Genomic DNA, 19,827 nt, shown 5'->3' with positions numbered 1-19,827 from the left:
CGGCTGTGCGAGCAATGGCGATCAGAGGGATGTGCGTACTCGCTGCCATTCCTTCCAGCACTCCTCTGGGACGATGTCTCTATACCGACCCAGCGGGCCAGTGAGATCGGGCAGCTGCTGCCGCATCAGTGGGTTCCGTCCTGACTACCCCAAGAAAAGCTGTAATCGCACTTAGGCTTAAGTGAGTTTTTTCCGGAGAAAGCTCAAAGCATCCTTGAAAACCTGATGCCAATTCTCAAAGGGCTCGTTCACGAGCGGATGCCAAAAGAATCTGAATTCATGGCCTCCATCATCTTCTGCAAAATGCATCCAAGTATCAGGAAGGTCTTGGGCAACATGACATTCATGAAATGCCCATGTGTATCCAGTTACGATGCATCGCCGCTGCCCCAAATGTCGCCCAACTGTCGACTGAATCCCTGCTTCTTCTTTCAGCTCTCGAACCGCAGCCAGGTCGCTTGACTCACCTGGCTCGACACTGCCTTTGACCAGCTGAAAGCCTGCTAACGGATGCTCGAACGCTAAAATTTCCAGCGTTTCTCGGCCTCGCAGAACTACAGGACAAGATTTATCTGCTTCCATGCCGTCACACCTACTCCGATCTTTACGCGTGAGGCGGGAAGCATAAGCGAAGCAAGCTGCCATCGAAACCGCAGAGGACGAAAGATTCACAAGGTGTGTTTGCCGTCCGCTTACGAATGGGTTTCTACGAAAAGGCCCAGGACAGCTTTGGCATCTGGTGTCGCCGTTAGGTAGTTGTCTCGAATGGCGAACAATCATTACTTTCTGATAACCCAATCTAGGCGATTGTGTTTGATCATATAATTTGAAACCCACGTCAGGGAGCCTACGTATTTCGGCTTTCCATTGTCGGGCCAGGCGATGCATTGGGTGTCACTGACAGGCTGGTCTGGGACGTTCTTGCTCCCACTGTTGAGAATGAGCAGCGCAGGACGGTACCCAGGGTTGCTAGCCTTGGGAGCATCGACCCCCAAGACAGTCACTACGTGTCCGCTGGGATATTTTTTCCCGTCAAGTTCAGTCACCGACAGGAAAAATCCGATTGAGGACTTTGATATGGAAACCTGCAAGGCAGGGTCTAGCGGAGTTTTCTGTGTGATCGCAGCATTTTGATAGAGGTATTCGTAAAGCAGAGGCATATTGGAAAACGTCTTGCTGCCGAGGGTCAGTTTATTGCTGCTATAGGCTTCGAGCGCCAATTTCCAGTGATCCCGATTGAACACAGTGCAAGACGGGCACGTTGTTTTCAGCGCCGCCCTTATCCTTGTTTCGCTTTCCTTCATGGTGGCTTCGGAGTCAATCAGGAACGGACTGAGCGATAGAAGAGACACACCGACAGCCATCGAATATGACTGGCAGGTCGAAGAGGTAGATTGAGCCGGCGGTGCATTCAGCACGTCAAAGGTCACGCCCACAGCCGCGGCTGAAGAGAACAGAGGCAACAAAACAAATGCAATTGCAAGTTTCATTGAAACACCTCGTATATTGGGTCAGCAGGCTTTCACGCTGTAATCAGCAACCAAACCAGTTACACAGGGTTCTACCCACGTCCCCGCGCTTCGCTCCATCCACGATGTCGTCAAGTACCCGGCCAACGGTACGCCCAAGATCAACCAGCGGCTCGACTAGCTTGTTACCAATTTCTTGCAGCTCTCTATAGCCCTTGACCAGATCGTTGCCATCGCCCAAGCCGTGGGTTAGATCGTGAATGGCATTGTTCAACGTTTTTACGATTGTGTTGTTCGGCCCAAAACAGCCGCCTTCCTGACCAATCTTTCCACTCATGCACTTGGTCAATTCTGCAACGGTGAGTCGCCCCGCCGTGCAACTTGCAAACGAAATAGGCTCTCCGCCCGTGGATGCAGCGCATTCGGCAGCCATACGAAGCTCGGCATTCATCTGTGGCCCCGCGACGCAAAGCGCAAAATCAACCGCTCCTGTCGAGGTAGTGCCACAGGACAATGCCTTGCCGAGGTCGCCAGGGATGATTTCACCGATGGCGCACGTCGCTGTCGCTTGGGTATCACCATTTGCCGCAATAGCGCAGGCTAGCGTTTTCTTGGCGGTCGGGTCCATCGGGATAGCGTCGTGCAAACAGGACAGACGCTCCGCATCACTTTTTGAGGTCGCAATGCAGCGCGCCGTCTTCACGCCCTCGCTTTGTTCGGGGAGACAAGCCAGCACTTTGTCCTCCACACTATTGCTGGACTCGATGCATTTGATGGCTGTGGTCATCTCCGGGGGCAGAGTGTCATTGCATTTGAGTACCGCCTTCAAGGCACTTTGCTCGCCGGTTGCGCACTTGTATTTCTCCTCGATCTTGGCCAAGTCTCCCTGGCCACTGCATTTAGCCATTGCCGTCAGATCCGTACCAGCCGCTTTCAAGCAATTTGCCTGTGTCACTACCTCCCTGAGCCGATTATCCTTGAGAAAGCAATCGGTTCTGTTCTGATCGTCGGCCGCCGCGAAACAACTGAGTGTATTCAGCTCATCCGGAGTCAGGGACAACCTGGCAAAGCAGATCTTGGCTTGCTCCTTGTTGTCCTTGGACGCTGCGAGGTTCTGGCACGCCTTGAATGCCATAACCAGCTCATCAGTGGTTTTGCTCAGCATTGCTAAACCTTCTTTCACTGGGCGTACCAACCCCTCCGTCGTCGTCTTGATCCGCTCGACTTCCTGGGCAACCACCACATCAATATTTGGCGGTCTAGGCACGATGCTTTGACAGTGCCCATTCCTCACACAGCTCAGCATATCCGTGAAACGCTGGGGGATACTGCTCATCAAAGTCGGGTAGAGGGTGCAGCTTTCCAAGTTCGCGGGGTCTTCACACAGTTTGTTGAGTAGAGTCATGACTTGCTCGCAGGCCGGCGACGCACCGTTATCGAGACATTGCACCCCGTTTAGCCTGTTGAACACCGTTTGAAATAGTGGATCCATCACGGTTCCAGTACAAAGCTCGACATTTCCAGCGAGGCATTCACGAACCAGTTTCTGGGGAAGAATATTGAAATGCAACGGTACACGAAGCCCGGTACAGCTTGAGTCCAATAGACATTTTGTGATGCCTTTGTTGTCCAGTACCACACCCGAGCACGCGGCAAACTCTTCCATTGGTAGGCCTAGCTCAAGGTTCTCACCAGTTGACGAAACTTTGGTTTTAACCTTGTCGAAGCATGACTTAACGCGTTCCTGTACCGGTGATACCAAGTCCTGCATATCGAGAACCGATATTGTCAGGGATGACTTAACCGTCTCTAAGTTAGGTTTCACATCAAAGTCGGATGCCTGGCTTAAGATACCAACTATACGGGGTGCTTGCTGAACTTTACTGACTTCCACCTCACTTGAAATTCTGGCTAGATAGGTGTATTCGTACAGTCCACGCCTCCGCATCTGCATGATAGCTTCATCAAGCGTTGACTTCTCCACGTTTGACGCCGCCGCGAGGTAGTAGTACTCGCCTTGTTTGATGGCTGCAAAAGCTATTTCTGGATATAAGCTGCGAATGGCTGCAAGCTCGGCTTTCACCTCTTCAATATTTGTATAAATTTTCCTTTTTATAAGCGCTATGAAATCCTGACTGACGCTAGCGTACTGGGTCCTAGTATAACCTATGCCATTAAAACTCGGCAGGGGCGCTCTCTCGACTAGTCGTGGCCAGTTCTGTTTTTTGACGTGTAATTCGTACACATAGAATTGGCCATCGAGAATGGATGGATCACCTGTTTTATCGAAGCCAAGACATTTGAAAAGGGGCTGGAAATCGATATTCTTTCTTGCCCAGTATAGAGATTGGTGAGCCTCGATTTCAGTAGCGTAGCTTGCAACGACAACAGAGTAAGGAAATGATGGACGCATGCCTGTGATAGATGAAGGCCGCGTGATTTTTAGCTTCGGTGTAGGGAAGGCGACGATGGCGACAGGGATGTCAGGGTTGGTTTTCCTTAAACAGTTGAACCTGTTTCTGGCGTCCGCAAGTGTATTGCCGCCCATGAGCTGTGTGAAATACCTGAGTTCTATCGGAATTTCGGCCCCAACATTAAATACGTTGTCTACACGGCGTTCTATTTCGCTGGCTTCAACCGAAATTGAAATGATGGCCATAACTAAAGCTTTCGATAGGTAGCGAATCATTTATGCCTCCCTGCCGGCAGCTGGTCAATCATATTCCAGACATTAGCTCACCCTTTCTGGATCACAAGTTTCCCGGCTCTTTATTTTTTTTAGCTTCTATGGGCGGCCCCAGCGGTTCGCTGCTAGCCGATAGCTGACTCTGTTAGAGCTTCCTGAGCTGCACGATGTGTGTCGCTTGAGCGTCTTCTGTTCGAGCGAAGCCGCAGCGTAGATAAAAAGCGGTCCCCCCGAAGGTATCGGTATACAGGCGCACGCTTTCAAAATGCATTGAGGCGTGGGCAAGCAATGCGTTTATCAGTCTGCGGCCAACCTGCTGCCCGCGTGACGTAGGCGTCACGTACATATGTCGCAACCTTCCTGTACGGATAGGCGTGAACGGATCAACAGACATACCGCCAATGCCCACCAACTGCTGGCTCAGATACGCTGCCATGAGGCATTCGCCAGGTGCATCGAAGCGAGTGGCGCCTGAGTTCCAATCTGAAATCAGTCGGGTGAGAAACCTGAAACCTTCTGCAACAGCCTCTTTCTCAAGGGCAGCCATTTGCGGCGGCAGGTGCGTGATCTGTTCGATCTCCATGGGGGCGACTCTCCTTGAATCGGTGCGAACTCCTTCTGGTCAGCAGATCTTGATGTACGAGCAGTGGACACGCAAACGGCCGCTTTCAACCCAAAACTGCCGCTGGTTTTTTGTAGGAGCGGGCGCATGACTCACTGGCAGTTATGGGTCGAAAGTAGCCATTTGCGAGTGACCGCATTCGACCCATAGCTGACGTTGGTGGAGGGCAGCTTTCGGCCAGAATCAGCCGCTTCAACCCAAGTACCAAGAAACGATTACAATCCCGAGCTGTCAACTTCCTTGCCAGAGTGCTGCGTTATGAAGCTTGAGAGAGTTAGGTACTTGCTCGATCCCAACCGTGGTGACCCTTCTCCGATGGAGTTGCTGGCGTTGATTCTGGAGGCGTCTATCGAGCTGGTGTCGATTCCAGGTAACGACTTTTGCTGGTCATATTGGGCAGACGAAAGCGAAGCAATACAAGAGCTTCAAAGCTTGCTTGACTTGCTGAAGGCCGGCACCTTACCCGAACGATTGAAGCTCACCGTAATCTTTGCACCCACTGGGCCGCTGCAAGAAACGAGTATGAGTAGCGGTTGGGCAGAAACCTATTTGAAGATTGCAGACCGATTTGATCAAGTTGAAGCATTGCTGTGGTGATGCCAGGAGATGTCCAAACACTCGCGCAGCCTCCCCACAGAGACAGGCATCTCGACCTTGCCAGATAGCACTAGATTGACCGCTATGGGACGATTGCGGTCAGTCGCGACCGTTTGCTTTCGACCCGTTGCTGCCCTTCGGGGAGATCAGATATCGGCCAGAGGCTGGCACTCGGCTCCAGCATTAAACCCCAAGCGACAGCGCACCGCAGTACATCAGGGTATTGCATACAACCATCTGGGCGACCATGAATCCCAAGGCGGCACCTAGAACACCAATGCCTGCGACGATCCATGGCAAGCGTGTTTTCACGCGATACCTCAACAGCCAGGCTGACACGCCTGCACCAGTCAACATGCCGGGCACGGAAAACATATGTCCAAGCGCCAACATTCCTTGGGTGTGGTCCAGGCTGGACATGATTTTCATGTAGATCAACATCGTGGCGATGGCTGTGACTGTCGTTCCTGTGAGAAACAGAGCAGGCGCTCGCAGGATCAAGCCAGGTAGAAGCGTCACAGCAGCCACTGCGACGAGGTACCCAAGACCTGTGTGCAGCGGGTCGGCACCCATGCTGGAGTAAAGGAGAACGGCCGTGATCATCAGGATCGCATAGGTAAGATCATCTCTACGGCTGACTGTCATTTCTGCACTCGCTTTCAGATCCGCTCCTGATAGCGTAGAAGACTGGAAAGTATTGCTCCCTGGGTCCGCTATGGGTCGTCAGCAGCCATTCGCGACTGACCGCCTCAGACGAAGCATGCAGCGCGGCAGAATGGGATGGCCACTATTGACCCAGGCGTATTTTCTCCAGATCCGCTAAAGCGATCAGCAGTTCGGCAACAGACTGTGGCTTATGGAGATCGACGCCAGTTTGACGCGCCACCAGTTCAATTACATCTTCACGGGTCAAACCTAATTTTTGAGCCACCAGCAGGACGCATGAGCGCGCATGTGACGCACGGTGCGAGAGTGGCTCGGTTTCATCGAGCAGCTTTTTCTTATGCGAATTGAAGGACATTTCTTGCCTGAGTATTACTCGCCAACCTTTCTGCTAACGCTACTGCTTCGTCATGGTGTTGTTCAAGGGCTGCTCTGGGTTGATAGCGGTCATCCACGACGTTCAGCTATCGAGCCAAAACGGATGTTGTATCCAGGCCAAAAGTGATATCCCTCAGAGGCGAAACCAGCCCCAGAAAGCCTCAGCACCGCGCCTCAAGTACCTTACGTATCTCCCGGGCTACCACCGCCTCGACACTTCCCTCATCCAACTCCATCGAGAACACTGCGCAACACGCGACGGCCTCCCCCACCGCACATCGATAAACCGCCACCACACTCCCGGGCCCGCACCCGGTATGCCCGGCCAGTGTCAAGCCGCCCTCGACCGCCCCTCGCATCAGCCCCAAAGCATATCCAGGCGCGATCCAAGGCCGGCCAGCCATTGGCCCACCCAACACCTTTGTCACCTGCATTTCCTGCAGCAGCTCGGCCGAAAGCAGTGCCCCGGCAAGCAGACGATCCAGCAAAAGCACAGCCTGCGAAACAGGGCCGATCAGCAGCCCGTGATAGACCCAGCCAGGGTCGTAGTTCAACGAATCGCCCAGGTAGTCCCCATGCAGGTCCGCGCGTTTGCTCGCCAGGCGAACCGCCGAGATACCGAGTGGCGCCAACACCTGCTGCCTGAGCGCTTCTTCAAGCGGCAGCCCCGTGGCACGTTCGATGAGCCTGGCTACCAGCATGTAACCCACATTCGAGTAGCGCCAGCCCGCTCCGGGGGCGTAGCGAAGCCGGGCGCCATCCAGGCGCTGCATCATCTCGTCCACGGGCCACGCAGGTTCATGCTTGGCAACCGCCGCGTGGTACTCGGCAAGCTCGCAATAATCTGCGAGGCCCGCCTCATGACGCAGAAGCTGGCGCAGGGTGTAAGAGGTTTCAGGCAGCGCGGCATCCAGGGCAAGTCGACCGTCGCGCACCAAGGTCAGGGCGGTCGCGGCCAATACCGTCTTTGTAAAGCTCCACCAGGGCACACAGGGTTCGGCCTGGAGGGATGGCGTTAATGAGCGACCATTGAATAGCGTGGAAATCAGCATCGAATACTCATGATAGTCATGACGGACCGGTACGCAGGCGTAGAGGCAACACCTTACCCCATTGCGACGATGCGGGTCGCTTCTCTCGCCTCACATCCAAAGCCGTACGAACATAGGTGCGGTGGATAGCCGCAGGCATCTGCAATCCAGTACGCCAAGCACCGAAATACAAGGCCTCAACAAACAAACCCGTCATCTGATATGGTTTTTATCTCGATACCTGGGCCTGTGCTGAAAACAGATAGCGGGCCATAGTGCCCTGGCCTGATCGAGGCCTGATGAGCGACGAACCATGAGCGACAGAATCCCCTTCCGAGTCATCGAGGTTGCCCCCACCACCCACAAGAGCAAAAGCCAGGTGGCCGGTGGCATCCATACACGCAGTTTCACCGGCTTCTACCGCAACCTGCGGATCGCCTTCGCCGGCTTGCTGTTCGTGCTGTTCTTCGGCACCGCCTGGTTGCAATGGGGCGACCGCCAGGCCGTGCTCTGGGACCTGGCCGACAGCAAGTTCCATATCTTCGGCGCGACCTTCTGGCCGCAGGACTTCATCCTGCTGTCGGCGCTGCTGATCATCTGCGCCTTCGGCCTGTTCGCCATCACCGTGTTCGCCGGGCGTGTGTGGTGCGGCTACAGCTGCCCGCAGAGCACCTGGACCTGGCTGTTCATGTGGTGCGAGAAGATCGCCGAGGGCGACCGCAACCAGCGCATCAAGCTGGCCGCCGCGCCCTGGGGCGTGGAGAAGATCGCCCGCCGCGGCCTCAAGCACGGCCTGTGGCTGGCCATTGGCGTGCTCACCGGGCTGACCTTCGTCGGCTACTTCACGCCGATCCGCCCGCTGGCTGCCGAACTGTTCACCTTCGAGCTGGGTGGCGTGGCCTTGTTCTGGGTGCTGTTCTTCACCGCTGCCACCTACCTCAACGCCGGCTGGCTGCGCGAAGCGGTGTGCATGCACATGTGCCCCTATGCGCGCTTCCAGAGCGTGATGTTCGACAAGGACACCCTGGCGGTGGCCTACGACCCCAGCCGCGGCGAAGCCCGTGGCCCGCGCAAGAAAGGCAGCGACGCGCGCAGCCAGGGCCTGGGCGACTGCATCGACTGCACCCTGTGCGTGCAGGTATGCCCCACCGGCATCGATATCCGCGAAGGCCTGCAGATGGCCTGCATCGGCTGCGCCGCCTGCATCGACGCCTGCGACGGGGTGATGGACAAGATGGGCTATGCCCGTGGCCTGATCGGCTACAAGTCCGAACACAACCTGCAAGGCGGCAAGACCCACTGGCTGCGCCCTCGCCTGCTCGGCTACGCCGCCGCGCTGACGGTGATGATCGGCGCCCTGGTGCTGGCCCTGCAGATGCGCCCGATGGTGTCGATGGACGTGATCAAGGACCGTGGCCTGTTCCGCGAGAACGCCCTGGGCCAGATCGAGAACATCTACCTGCTCAAGATCATCAACAAGACCCAGGAACCGCAGCACTATCGTCTGCGCCTGGTGGACGCCGACGGCTTCGAGCTGCATGGCCGTACCGAGTTCACCCTGGCCTCCGGCGAGATGAGCGAGCTGCCGGTGTCGGTGGCGATGCTTGCCGATCGCCCGACCAGCAGCTCCCAGGAACTGACCTTCGAGATCCAGGACAGTGACCAGCCGGGTATCCGCAGCACCGCGCACAGCCGTTTCGTCGCGCCGATGAATCGCTGATCCCTTACACTGACCCTTACCTTGCCTGCCAAAACCATAATGAAACGCTACGAACGATTTGCCGACGACATTGCCGAACTGATCCGCTCCGGGGTGCTAGGCCCCGGCCAGCGGGTGCCTTCGGTGCGTTACGCCAGCCAGACCCACGGGGTCAGCCCGTCCACCGTGTTCCAGGCCTACTACCTGCTGGAGCGTCGCGGCCTGATCCGTGCCCGGCCGCGTTCGGGTTACTTCGTCAACGCCCACGCGCCGCGGCCGTTCTGCGAGCCGCAGCCCCAGGCGCCGGCCAGCGAGTCCACCGATGTCGATGTGAGCGGCCTGGTGTTCTCGATCCTCGACTCGATCAAGGACCCGCACACCGTGCCGTTCGGCTCGGCCTTCCCCAGCCCGAGCCTGTTCCCGCTGCAACGCCTGTCCCGTTCGCTGGCCAGCGCCAGCCGGGCCATGGACCCGCGCATGGTGGTTACCGACCTGTCACCCGGCAACCCGCAGTTGCGCCGGCAGATCGCCCTGCGCTACATGGTTGGCGGGCTGATGCTGCCCATGGAAGAACTGCTGATCACCAACGGCGCGCTGGAAGCATTGAACCTGTGCCTGCAGGCGGTGACCCAGCCCGGCGACCTGGTGGCCATCGAGGCGCCGGCCTTCTATGCCTGCCTGCAGGTGCTCGAGCGCCTCAAGCTCAAGGCGGTGGAAATCCCGGTGCACCCGCGCGAGGGCATGGACCTCGGCGTGCTGGCCCAGACCCTGGAAAAACACCCGGTCAAGGCCGTGTGGTGCATGACCAACTTCCAGAACCCGGTGGGCGCGAGCATGCCGGAGGCCAAGAAGCAGGAGCTGGTCGAGCTGCTGCGCCGCCACCAGGTGCCGCTGATCGAGGACGACGTCTACGCCGAGCTGTACTACTCGCAGCAGGCACCGAAGCCGGCCAAGGCCTTCGACACCGAAGGGCTGGTGATGCATTGCGGCTCGTTCGCCAAGAGCCTGGCCCCCGGTTATCGCATCGGCTGGGTCGCGGCGGGGCGCTTTGCGCAGAAGATCGAGCGGCTCAAGCTGATGACCTCGCTGTGCGCCTCGATGCCAGCCCAGGCGGCAATCGCCGACTACCTGCAGCACGGCGGCTACGATCGCCACCTGCGCAAGCTGCGCTACGCGCTGGAGGGCCAGCAGGCCAACATGCTCGCCGCCATCGCCCGTCACTTTCCGGCGCAGACCCGGGTCAGCCAGCCTTCCGGCGGCTACTTCCTGTGGCTGGAACTGCCCGAGCAGATGGACGCGCTGAAGCTGTTCCACATGGCGCTGGCGCAGGGCATCAGCATCGCGCCGGGGCCAATCTTCTCGCCGACCCGGCGCTTCGGCAACTGTATCCGCCTGAACTATGGCAGCCCCTGGGGTGACGGCGCAGAGCAGGCCATGGAGACCCTCGGGCGGATCGTGCGTTCGTTCTAGCCGTCGATGGACATGCAGGATACAGTTGGCTCACGCCCAACGCCGGACTCCGGACTCCTGCATGCCCGAACGTGAAATCCAGGCATTGCGCCAGCGCAATGCCGAACTCGAACGCCAGCTCGCCCAACGCAAAGACATCGACAACAGCCTTTATCGCTTCCTGTTCGACACCATGGACGAGGGCTTCTGCGTCATCGAGTTCTTCGACGGCCCCCATGGGCCGCTGAGCGATTACATTCATGTCGTCGCCAACGCCGCCTACGCCCGCCATGCCGGCATACCCAATGTAGTCGGACAGAAGCTGCGGGAAATGGTGCCCGACGAGGCCGACGACTGGGTGGCCCGCTACGGCCAGGTATTGCGCACCGGCCAACCATTGCAGTTCGAACAGGAGCTGGTGGCCACAGGCAGGATCCTGGCGGTGACCACCTTCCGTGTCGAGCCCGCCGAGCGCAATCAGGTGGCGGTGCTGTTCCAGGACGTCACCGAGCGACGTCGGGCGGAAACCGCATTGCAACAGCTCAACGACCATCTCGAACAACGCGTGGCCGACGCCCTGGCCGAACGTAGCCTGTTCGCCGAACTGGTCGAGCACAGCGTGGCGCGCGTCCAGGTGGTGGACACCTCGCTACGTTTTCTTGCTGTCAATGCCCGTGCGGTCAAGGATTTCCAGTTTCTTTTCGGGCGCACGATCAAGGCAGGTGATCGCCTGGCCGATTGCCTGGACGGTTTCCCCGATGAGTACCAGCGTTCGCTGGCGTTCTGGCACCGGGCGCTGGCGGGCGAAAGCTTCATCGAAGTGATCGAATATGGGCGCGGCAACCAGCTGCGGCATTTCGAACTGCGCTTCAACCCCCTGCGCAACGCCGACGGCGGTGTTGTCGGCGCCTACCTGTTCGTCTACGACATCAGCCGTCAGGCCAACGAGCAAAAGCGCCTGCTCGAAGCCGAGGAGGCCTTGCGTCAGGCGCAAAAGATGGAAGCCGTCGGCCAGCTTACCGGCGGCATCGCCCATGACTTCAACAACTTGCTCGGTGGCATCCTCGGCGCCCAGGAGCTGATGCGCCAACGCCTGGGCCAGTCACGCCACGAAGAGATCCCTGCCTTGCTCGATACCGCCAGCGATTCGGCCCGACGGGCTGCGGCACTGGTGCATCGCCTGCTGGCGTTCTCGCGGCGCCAGACCTTGTTGCCACAGGCCACCGCAGTTGGCGCGCTGGTCCTCGACATGGAGGAGCTGATCCGCCGTAGCGTGGGACCGGCCATTGATCTCAGTGTCGTTTGCGCACCACAGCTCTGGCCAACCTTCATCGATCCCCCGCAACTGGAAAGCGCCCTGCTCAATCTGTGCATCAATGCCCGCGACGCCTTGCCCAATGGAGGACGAATCGAGATCAGCTGCGAGAACTGTCATCTGGACGAAACGAGCGCCGCAGCGCTCGACCTCCCGGCAGGCGATTACCTGCAACTCAATGTCGAGGACAATGGTCGCGGCATGACGCCGGAGGTGATCGAGCGGGCAATCGACCCGTTCTTCACCACCAAGCCACTCGGCCAAGGGACCGGGCTGGGGCTATCGATGGCTTTCGGCTTCGTACGCCAGTCCGGCGGCCAGTTGCGGATCCGCTCGGCCATGGGCGAAGGTACGCGGGTCGAACTCTACCTGCCGCACCACCACGAGGCGCCTGCGCCACCGCAGGCGCTGCCGCAGGCCACACCGCTTGCGCACCTCGGGCAGGCACGCATCCTGCTGGTCGAGGACCAGGCCGCGCTGCGCCTGGTAATCGGTGAGCTGCTGGAGGAACTCGGGTATGAAGTGCACGGCGCAGGCGACGGTGCCACGGCGCTGAATATGCTCGAGGGCGGGCTGGTTCCACAATTGTTGATCAGCGATATCGGATTGCCCGGCGGCCTCAATGGTCGCCAGGTCGCTGAGGCGAGCCGTGCCTTGCATCCGGGGTTGCCGGTGCTGTTCATCACCGGTTATGACGAAAGCGCGGCGCTCGCCGATGGGCAACTGCCCCCACGTACGCGGGTACTGCGCAAACCGTTCGAGCTGACGGCCATTACCGACGCGGTGGCCCATTTGTTGAGCACCGGATGACCCCGGTCAGCGCCCGCCGCCCAGGTCAATGAAGCTTCCGGTCGAATAGGAGGCCTTGTCCGACAGCAGCCACATAATTGCCTCGGCCACTTCCTCGGGCTTGCCGCCACGGCCCATCGGCAGGCTGGGTTCAAGCTTGCCGACCCGGTCCGGATCGCCACTCAAGGCATGGAAGCCGGTGTGGATGTACCCCGGCCGCACACCGTTGACGCGCACGCCCTCGCCCGCCACTTCCTTGGCCAGCCCGAGGGTGAAGGTATCCAGCGCACCCTTGGAAGCGGCGTAGTCGACGTACTCGTTGGGCGAGCCGAGGCGCGCGGCCACCGACGACACATTGACGATCGCCCCGCCCTGCCCGCCATGGCGCCGGGCCATGCGCAGCAAGGCATGCTTGGCGCACAGCATCGGCCCGACCACATTGGTCTTCATCACCTTGAGCAAGCGAAACTCGGACATCTCCTCGACCCGGCTCTGCTGGCCGATGGTGCCGGCGTTGTTGACCAGCGCGGTGACTGGCCCGAGCTCCTGGTCGACGCAGTGGAACAGGCGCACCACTTCGTCCTCGACGCTGGCGTCGGCGCGCACCGCGATGGCCTCTGCGCCCAACGCGCGGACCTGCGCCAGCATCGCCTCGGCGGCCTGGTCATCAGCGTGGTAGTTGATGCAGATGCGGTAACCCTGTTGCGCCGCCAGCAACGCGGTGGCGGCGCCGATGCCCCGGCTGGCGCCGGTGATGACGATGACCTTGTCCATGAGCCTGCCAAATAGTCTGGAAAAGACCTGCAAGACTAGGGGAAATGCCATCATTTGAAAACCTGGCTTGGCCTCATCGCTGGCAAGCCAGCTCCCACAGAAAAGCAGCAGGCATGCGCAATTACTGTGGGAGCCGGCTTGCCGGCGATGGGCCCTGACATTTGACTGACTGGCGCCGTGATCAATGCCCCGCCGACGCCGGCGCGGCCTTGGCCGTGAACGGTGGCTTGGCCAGCCACACCAGCAGGATCAACCCGGCGAACACCCAGGTCAGCAAGGTGAAGTAGTCCACCGTCGACATCATGTACGCCTGGCTGTTGAGGATCTGCTCAAGCTTCGCGTAGTTCTGCGGGCTGGCCCCGCCCAGCTGCTCCAGGGTCTGGCGGGTGGCCGGCTCGAAGGTGCTGATGTGCTCGCTGAGGTAGGCATGGTGCTGGTCGGCCCGACGGATCCAGATCCAGGTGGTCAGCGACGCGGCGAAACTGCCGCCCAGGGTACGCAGGAACGTCGCCAGCCCCGAACCGTCGGCGATCTGGTGCGGCGGCAGGTCCGACAGCAGGATGCTCAGGGTCGGCATGAAGAACAGCGCCACGCCGATGCCCATGAACAGCTGCACCAGGGCGATGTGCAGGAAGTCCACCTCGTTGGTGAAGCCGGCGCGCATGTAGCAGCTGGTACCGATTGCCAGGAAGGCGATGCCGGCCAGCAGGCGCAAGTCGAAACGGTGCGCGTACTTGCCCACGAACGGCGACATCAGCACCGGCAACAGGCCGATCGGTGCCACTGCCAGGCCCGCCCAGGTGGCGGTGTAGCCCATCTGGGTCTGCAGCCATTGCGGCAGGATCAGGTTGATGCCGAAGAACCCCGCGTAGCCGCCCACCAGCACCAGGGTGCCGATGCGGAAGTTGCGGTGCACGAACAGGCGCAGGTTGACCACCGGGTGGCGGTCGGTCAGCTCCCAGATGACGAACACTGCCAGGAACACCACCGAGATCAGCGTGCCGATGACGATGAACGACGACTCGAACCAGTCCAGGTCGTTGCCCTTGTCCAGCACCACCTGCAAGGCGCCGACACCGACAATCAGGGTCAGCAGGCCGATGTAGTCCATGGGCTGGCGGCTGGTGACCACCGGACGCGTGCGCATCTGCTGGCGCACCACGGCAGCGGCGAACAGGCCGATCGGCACGTTGATGAAGAAGATCCACGGCCAGCTGTAGCTGTCGGTGATCCAGCCGCCAAGGATCGGCCCGGCAATCGGCGCGACCACCGTGACCATCGCCAGCAACGCCAGGGCCATCCCCCGTTTCGCCGGTGGGTACACGGCAATCAGCAGGGTCTGGGTCATCGGATACAGCGGGCCAGCTACTACGCCCTGGAGCACACGGAAGAACACCAGCTCGGGCATCGACTGGGCGATACCGCACAGGAACGACGCCAGCACGAACAGCAGCGTGGCCCAGATGAACAGCTTCACTTCGCCGAAGCGCCGGCTCAGCCAGCCGGTCAGTGGCAGGGCAATGGCGTTGCTCACCGCGAACGAGGTGATCACCCAGGTGCCCTGCTCCGAGCTCACCCCGAGGTTGCCGGAAATGGTCGGCAACGCCACGTTGGCGATGGTGGTGTCGAGCACCTGCATGAACGTCGCCAGGGACAGCCCGATCGTGGTCAGCAGCAGGCTTGGCGGGGTGAACTGCGCGGGGGCCGCCTGGCTCATCGCTGGGCCGTCTTGCCGGTGGCGCTGTTCTCGTGGATCAGCCGGGCGATCAGGTCATCGGCCTCGACCAACTGACGGTCGTACACCTCAGTGGTATAGCTGGCCTGCTGCGGCGGTTGCTGGGCCAGGGCCGGACCACTCTGGTCGTGCAGGTCGACTTCGGCGACGGTGGACAGGCCGATGCGCAGCGGGTGGGTCTTCAACTGTTCGGGGGCCAGATGGATGCGTACCGGTACCCGCTGGACGATCTTGATCCAGTTGCCGGTGGCGTTCTGCGCCGGCAACAGGGCAAAGGCGCTGCCGGTGCCGGCGCCGAGGCTGTCGACGGTGCCGGAGTAGGTCACTTCGCTGCCGTACAGGTCGGCGGTGATTTCCACCGGCTGGCCGATGCGCATGTCGCGCAGCTGGGTTTCCTTGAAGTTGGCGTCGACCCACACCTCGTCCAGCGGGATCACCGCCATGGTCGCGGTGCCCGGCTGCAGGCGCTGGCCCAGTTGCACGGTGCGCTTGGCGACATAGCCAGTGACCGGCGCCACCAGCGTGGTGCGGGCATGGTCCAGGTAGGCCTGGCGCAGGTCGGCGGCGGCGGCCATTACTTCAGGGTGCGACGAGACCACCGTGTCGTCGACCAGCGCGGTGCTGGTGTTGAGTTGCTGGCGGGCACTGTTGACGGCGGCCTGGGCCACGGTCAGGTCGTCGCGGGAGTGGGCGACTTCCTCGGCGGCGATGGCACCGCTGTCGGCCAGCACCTTGCGTCGGTTGTAGTCCTGCTGGGCCTTCTGCAGCTCGGCCTGGCGGGTCTGCAGTTGCGCCTTGAGCGAATCGACATTGCTGTACAGCCCGCGCACCTGGCGCACGGTGCGCGCCAGCTTGGCCTCGGCGGCCTGCAGGGCAACCTCGCTGTCGGCCGGGTCGAAGCGCAGCAACACCTGGCCGGCATGCACCAGGTCGCCGTCGTCGGCGCCGATGCTGGTGACGGTGCCACTGACCAGCGGGGTGATTTCCACGACGTTGCCATTGACGTAGGCGTCATCGGTGCTTTCGTGCCAGCGCCCAACCAGGCTGTACCAGGCCCAGGTGCCGGCACCGGCGAGGATCAGGATCAACAACAAAGCGAGCAGCCAGGCCTTGCGCTTGCCCGAGTTGTCAGGCTCAGCGGCCGGGGTGGAGGTGTCAACGGGAGTGGCCATGACAATACCTTGGAAAATGCGTGACTGGGATCAACGGTCGCCGAAACGGCGGATCGTCAGAGGGTCGCCGGCGCTGAGCAGGACTTTGGCGAGCAGTTGCTCGAGGGTCTTGAGCTCCTCGGGCTGCAGCACGCCGACCAGTTCGTTCATTGCCGCCGCGCCGACCTGGGGCAGGCGGTCGGCCAGGCGCTGGCCGTCGGCGGTCAGGGCCAGGCGCACCTGGCGGCGGTCGTCGGGGCAACGGTTGCGCAGGATCAGGCCCTTCTGCTCGAGGCGGTCGAGCATGCGGGTCATCGAACCGCTGTCCAGGCCCAGGTAGCGGCACAGTTCGGCCGGGGTATCGACCTGGTACTGGGTGACGATGATCAGCACCTTGAACTGGGCGGCCGTGACGCCGTCGGCTTCGAGGTGCCAGTCGAGGATGCGGTCCTTGAGCAGCGCGGCGCGGCCGAGCAGCATGCCGATGGCGCAGGTCTGGAAGTTTTCCGGGGTGAAATGGGACATCGGCGGCCTGCTCGGGTAATTGTGTGAAAATATTACTGCTTAGGCAGTGAATGTCAAAGCTTTGATTAGGAGGCTAAATAAATATTCATCGGGAGGGGGTGGAAGCGTCAGCGCTTTGCTGTGTGAAGTTGAGCTGTTGCGTATTCATGAACGGAGCGCCGCCTGAGGCAGGATGCTCGACGTTAGAGTTGCAGCGCCTGTCAGATCGAGCGCCGCCCGCGCGGCGCATCGCGGATGAATCCGCTCCTACATCTGTTGCAACGTACCGAACCTGTCAGGCCATGGTTGCCAGCCTTGGCGCAGGGCTTGAGACAGGTGAGGCTGCGACAATGCCCACCGAAAAATCGCGTCGAGCGCACAAGGCTTACAACCATGGCCGAACAGGCATGGCTACGTTGCAACAGATGTAGGAGCGGATTCATCCGCGATGCGCCGCGCGGGCGGCGCTCGATCTGACAGGCGCTGCAAGCGTTGAGACGAACACCCGAAGCCGTCAGCCTTGGCGCGCCACCTGCCACAACCGCGCCACATCCGCGGCCCGCGCCTTGAGCAACGCCCCCGCCTCGGCACAGGCCTGCTCCAGGCTCATCGGCCCGCTGGCCAGGGCGAAGGCCGCATCGATGCCCTGCTCATACAGTTGCTCGTAGCCCGCACCGAGCGTGCCCGCCAGCACCACCACCGGCACGCCGTGGCGCTTGGCCACCCGCGCCACACCGAGGGGCGTCTTGCCGCGCAGGGTCTGGGCATCGAAGCGCCCTTCGCCGGTAATCACCAGATCCGCGCCGTGCACCAGGGCATCGAGCCCGGCCAGCTCGGCGACCACCTCGACCCCCGGGCGGAACTGCGCGCCCATGAACGCCTTGGCCGCAAACCCCATGCCCCCAGCCGCGCCACTGCCAGGCTCGTCACGCACATCCTTGCCCAGCACTCCCGCGCAATGATCGGCAAAGTGCGCCAGGGCCTGGTCCAGGGCCTGCACCTGCTCGGGGTTGGCCCCCTTCTGCGGGCCGAAGATCGCCGAGGCGCCATTGGCGCCGCACAGCGGATTATCGACATCGGCGGCAACGTCCACCCGCACCTGCGCCAGGCGCGGGTCCAGGCCGCTGGTGTCAATGCGCGCCAGCTGCGCCAGGGCCAGCCCGCCCTCGGCCAGCGGTTCGCCCTGGGCATCCAGCAGGCGCAGGCCCAACGCGCGCAACATGCCGCTGCCACCGTCGTTGGTAGCGCTGCCGCCGATGGCCAGGACAATGCGCGAGGCGCCGGCCGCCAGCGCCGCGGCGATCAGTTCGCCGGTGCCCCAGGTGCTGCTGCGGCACGCGTCGCGCCGCCCGTTGGGCACCAACTGGATGCCACTGGCCTGGGCCATCTCGATCACCGCCGTGCGACTCTCGGCCAGCCAGCCCCAAGCAGCCTCGACGGGCTCGCCCAGCGGGCCGCGCACCACCTGACGGCGCAGTTCGCCCTGGCTGGCGGCGACAATCGCCTCCATGGTGCCTTCACCGCCATCGGCCATCGGGCATTCGATGCGCTCGCAGGCCGGCCACACCTCGGCCAGGCCGCTGGCGATGGCGCGGGCGACACCAGCGGCGTCGAGGCTGTCCTTGAACGAATCGGGGGCGATGACGATTTTCATGGGGATTCTCCTGTCCTGTTCCGCGCATGCTGACAGGTGCGCGGCGCACTGGCCTCGGTCGGATGCACAAAACCCAGGGGCGGTTGTTTGGGCGGATGCCTTTGCCAGCCGTCAGTCCACCGGCAACAACTGCAACCCCAGGTACAAGCTCAGCATCCCCTCCATGCGCAACGGGTCCACCTCCCCCACCTCGGCAATGCGCTCCAGCCGGTAGCGCAAACTGTTGCGGTGGATCCCCAGCGCCTCGGCGCAGGCCTGGCTCTGCCCGTCATGAGCGCACCAGGCGCGCAGGGTAAGCAGCAACTGGCCACTGGCGTCCTTGGCGCGAATGCGCTGCAAGGGTTCAAGCAGCTCGTCCAGCGCATCGTCGTTGCGATGCCGCCACAGCAGCGCCGGCAGGCGGTAGCGGGCCAGGCTCAGCAGGCGCTCGTCGGGCAGCACCTCACGACCGTAGGCCAGCAGGTCGCGCACCCGCCGGTAACTGCGGCGCAGTTGCTCCAGGCTCTGCGCCGGGCTGCCCAGGGCCAGACGCTCGACGTCCCAGCCGTGGCGCTGCAAGCGTTCGAGCAGACGCGGCTCGTCCAGCGGCACAGCGGCCGGCCGGCACCATAGCAGCGACTGCCGCGCAGGGCTGACACACCAGCTGTCGGGATAGCGGCTCATCAGCCAGGCCGAAAGCGCCTCGGCAGGCGGGCCGCCACGCAACTCGAACAGGCAGGCAACGCGTGGCAGATTCGGTTTGAGCCCCAGTTGCCGGGCTTCATCGACCAGCCGTGGCGAGTCGCCGCTGCCGCCCAGCAACAGTGCCAGCAGGTCGTCGCAGCGCTGGCGCCGCCACTGCTGTTCCACCTGCAGGTGGCGCTGGGCCAGGAGCATCTCGGCGGTCATGCGCACCAGCTCACCGTAGGTGCGCAGTTGCTGAGGATCGCCGGTGAGGCCGAGCACGCCGATCAGCCTGCCATCGAGCATCAATGGCAGATTGACGCCGGGTTGCACGCCTTTGAGGCACTTGGCCGCCTCCACGTCCAGCTCGACGATGCGCCCGTTGGCCAGCACCAGCTGCGCGCCTTCATGGCGGGTGTTGATACGCTCGGCCTCGCCACTGCCCAGGATCAGCCCCTGGCTGTCCATCACGTTGACGTTGCACGGCAGGATGGCCATCGCCCGGTCGACGATGTCCTGGGCCAGGTCGTGGTCCAGCTCAAACATGTAACGGTCCTCACCTAGGCTTTGGTCGGCGGCACAGCAGCCCATACCTGAAGCTGTGCAAAAGCACAAAGACAGCCGCGCTACACTGCCCGAGACTTTTCC

General features: G+C 61.3%; 17 protein-coding genes. 4 read left to right on the top strand and 13 right to left on the bottom strand.

All coding sequences use genetic code 11. From position 1 onward, the window contains the following. Positions 1-177 precede the first annotated feature (177 nt). The 4 genes from CCOS191_RS27215 to CCOS191_RS11340 all read right to left on the bottom strand — a co-directional run bounded on the left by CCOS191_RS27215 (position 178) and on the right by CCOS191_RS11340 (position 4,738). Positions 178-582: an NUDIX hydrolase gene (locus CCOS191_RS27215; RefSeq protein ID WP_082120398.1), complete on the bottom strand. Its 405-nt coding sequence runs from the start codon at positions 580-582 to the stop codon at positions 178-180. A gap of 197 nt (positions 583-779) precedes the next feature. Then, positions 780-1,490: a hypothetical protein gene (locus CCOS191_RS11350; RefSeq protein ID WP_046855282.1), complete on the bottom strand. Its 711-nt coding sequence runs from the start codon at positions 1,488-1,490 to the stop codon at positions 780-782. Between the two features lie 43 nt (positions 1,491-1,533). After that, positions 1,534-4,158: a hypothetical protein gene (locus CCOS191_RS11345; protein ID WP_046855281.1), complete on the bottom strand. Its 2,625-nt coding sequence runs from the start codon at positions 4,156-4,158 to the stop codon at positions 1,534-1,536. Positions 4,159-4,300: 142 nt separating this feature from the next. Next, complete coding sequence (locus CCOS191_RS11340; protein WP_046855280.1) at positions 4,301-4,738, bottom strand: GNAT family N-acetyltransferase; 438 nt, start codon at positions 4,736-4,738, stop codon at positions 4,301-4,303. 321 nt (positions 4,739-5,059) lie between these two features. Here CCOS191_RS11340 and CCOS191_RS11335 point away from each other — a divergent pair, with 321 nt between their 5' ends. Beyond that, positions 5,060-5,374: a hypothetical protein gene (locus CCOS191_RS11335; RefSeq protein ID WP_231867484.1), complete on the top strand. Its 315-nt coding sequence runs from the start codon at positions 5,060-5,062 to the stop codon at positions 5,372-5,374. Between the two features lie 183 nt (positions 5,375-5,557). Here CCOS191_RS11335 and CCOS191_RS11330 read toward each other — a convergent pair whose 3' ends face one another. From CCOS191_RS11330 to CCOS191_RS11325, 3 genes are all read right to left on the bottom strand, one after another. Further along, entirely contained in the window at positions 5,558-6,019 is a 462-nt protein-coding gene (locus CCOS191_RS11330; RefSeq protein ID WP_046855278.1) for a hypothetical protein, read from the bottom strand. 142 nt (positions 6,020-6,161) lie between these two features. Continuing rightward, positions 6,162-6,395 carry a hypothetical protein gene (locus tag CCOS191_RS27890; protein ID WP_156177540.1) on the bottom strand — a complete coding sequence of 78 codons (234 nt, stop codon included), beginning with the start codon at positions 6,393-6,395 and terminating at the stop codon, positions 6,162-6,164. A gap of 181 nt (positions 6,396-6,576) precedes the next feature. Next, complete coding sequence (locus CCOS191_RS11325) at positions 6,577-7,467, bottom strand: serine hydrolase domain-containing protein (RefSeq protein ID WP_046855277.1); 891 nt, start codon at positions 7,465-7,467, stop codon at positions 6,577-6,579. 292 nt (positions 7,468-7,759) lie between these two features. Between CCOS191_RS11325 and ccoG the strand changes: the two genes are divergently transcribed. From ccoG to CCOS191_RS11310, 3 genes are all read left to right on the top strand, one after another. Continuing rightward, positions 7,760-9,166, top strand: coding sequence for a cytochrome c oxidase accessory protein CcoG (gene ccoG, locus CCOS191_RS11320; protein WP_046855276.1), 1,407 nt, complete (start codon positions 7,760-7,762; stop codon positions 9,164-9,166). A 39-nt stretch (positions 9,167-9,205) separates the two neighbouring features. After that, positions 9,206-10,615: a GntR family transcriptional regulator MpaR gene (mapR, locus tag CCOS191_RS11315; protein ID WP_046855275.1), complete on the top strand. Its 1,410-nt coding sequence runs from the start codon at positions 9,206-9,208 to the stop codon at positions 10,613-10,615. Positions 10,616-10,676: 61 nt separating this feature from the next. Then, on the top strand, positions 10,677-12,719 hold the full coding sequence (locus CCOS191_RS11310) for a PAS domain-containing protein (protein ID WP_046855274.1): 2,043 nt from the start codon (positions 10,677-10,679) through the stop codon (positions 12,717-12,719). 6 nt (positions 12,720-12,725) lie between these two features. Here the strand turns inward: CCOS191_RS11310 and CCOS191_RS11305 are convergent, their stop codons facing one another. The 6 genes from CCOS191_RS11305 to CCOS191_RS11280 all read right to left on the bottom strand — a co-directional run bounded on the left by CCOS191_RS11305 (position 12,726) and on the right by CCOS191_RS11280 (position 19,725). After that, positions 12,726-13,472 (bottom strand): SDR family oxidoreductase, encoded by a 747-nt coding sequence (locus CCOS191_RS11305; RefSeq protein WP_046855273.1) that lies wholly within the window; start codon positions 13,470-13,472, stop codon positions 12,726-12,728. 181 nt (positions 13,473-13,653) lie between these two features. After that, positions 13,654-15,189: a DHA2 family efflux MFS transporter permease subunit gene (locus CCOS191_RS11300; protein WP_046855272.1), complete on the bottom strand. Its 1,536-nt coding sequence runs from the start codon at positions 15,187-15,189 to the stop codon at positions 13,654-13,656. Further along, a complete protein-coding gene (locus tag CCOS191_RS11295) occupies positions 15,186-16,379 on the bottom strand; it encodes an HlyD family secretion protein (protein WP_046855271.1) in 1,194 nt (397 codons plus the stop codon). The genes CCOS191_RS11300 and CCOS191_RS11295 overlap by 4 nt, the downstream gene beginning before the upstream one ends. A gap of 30 nt (positions 16,380-16,409) precedes the next feature. Next, positions 16,410-16,883 carry a MarR family winged helix-turn-helix transcriptional regulator gene (locus CCOS191_RS11290; RefSeq protein ID WP_038706300.1) on the bottom strand — a complete coding sequence of 158 codons (474 nt, stop codon included), beginning with the start codon at positions 16,881-16,883 and terminating at the stop codon, positions 16,410-16,412. Positions 16,884-17,376: 493 nt separating this feature from the next. Then, positions 17,377-18,516 (bottom strand): glycerate kinase, encoded by a 1,140-nt coding sequence (locus CCOS191_RS11285; RefSeq protein ID WP_046855270.1) that lies wholly within the window; start codon positions 18,514-18,516, stop codon positions 17,377-17,379. A gap of 111 nt (positions 18,517-18,627) precedes the next feature. Further along, a complete protein-coding gene (locus CCOS191_RS11280; protein WP_046855269.1) occupies positions 18,628-19,725 on the bottom strand; it encodes a sugar diacid recognition domain-containing protein in 1,098 nt (365 codons plus the stop codon). Positions 19,726-19,827 lie beyond the last annotated feature (102 nt).

The organism is Pseudomonas sp. CCOS 191, from assembly GCF_001007005.1.
GTDB lineage: Bacteria > Pseudomonadota > Gammaproteobacteria > Pseudomonadales > Pseudomonadaceae > Aquipseudomonas > Aquipseudomonas soli.
Note: the sequence above shows the minus strand (reverse complement) of the source record. Positions and strands in the feature narration are given on the sequence as shown.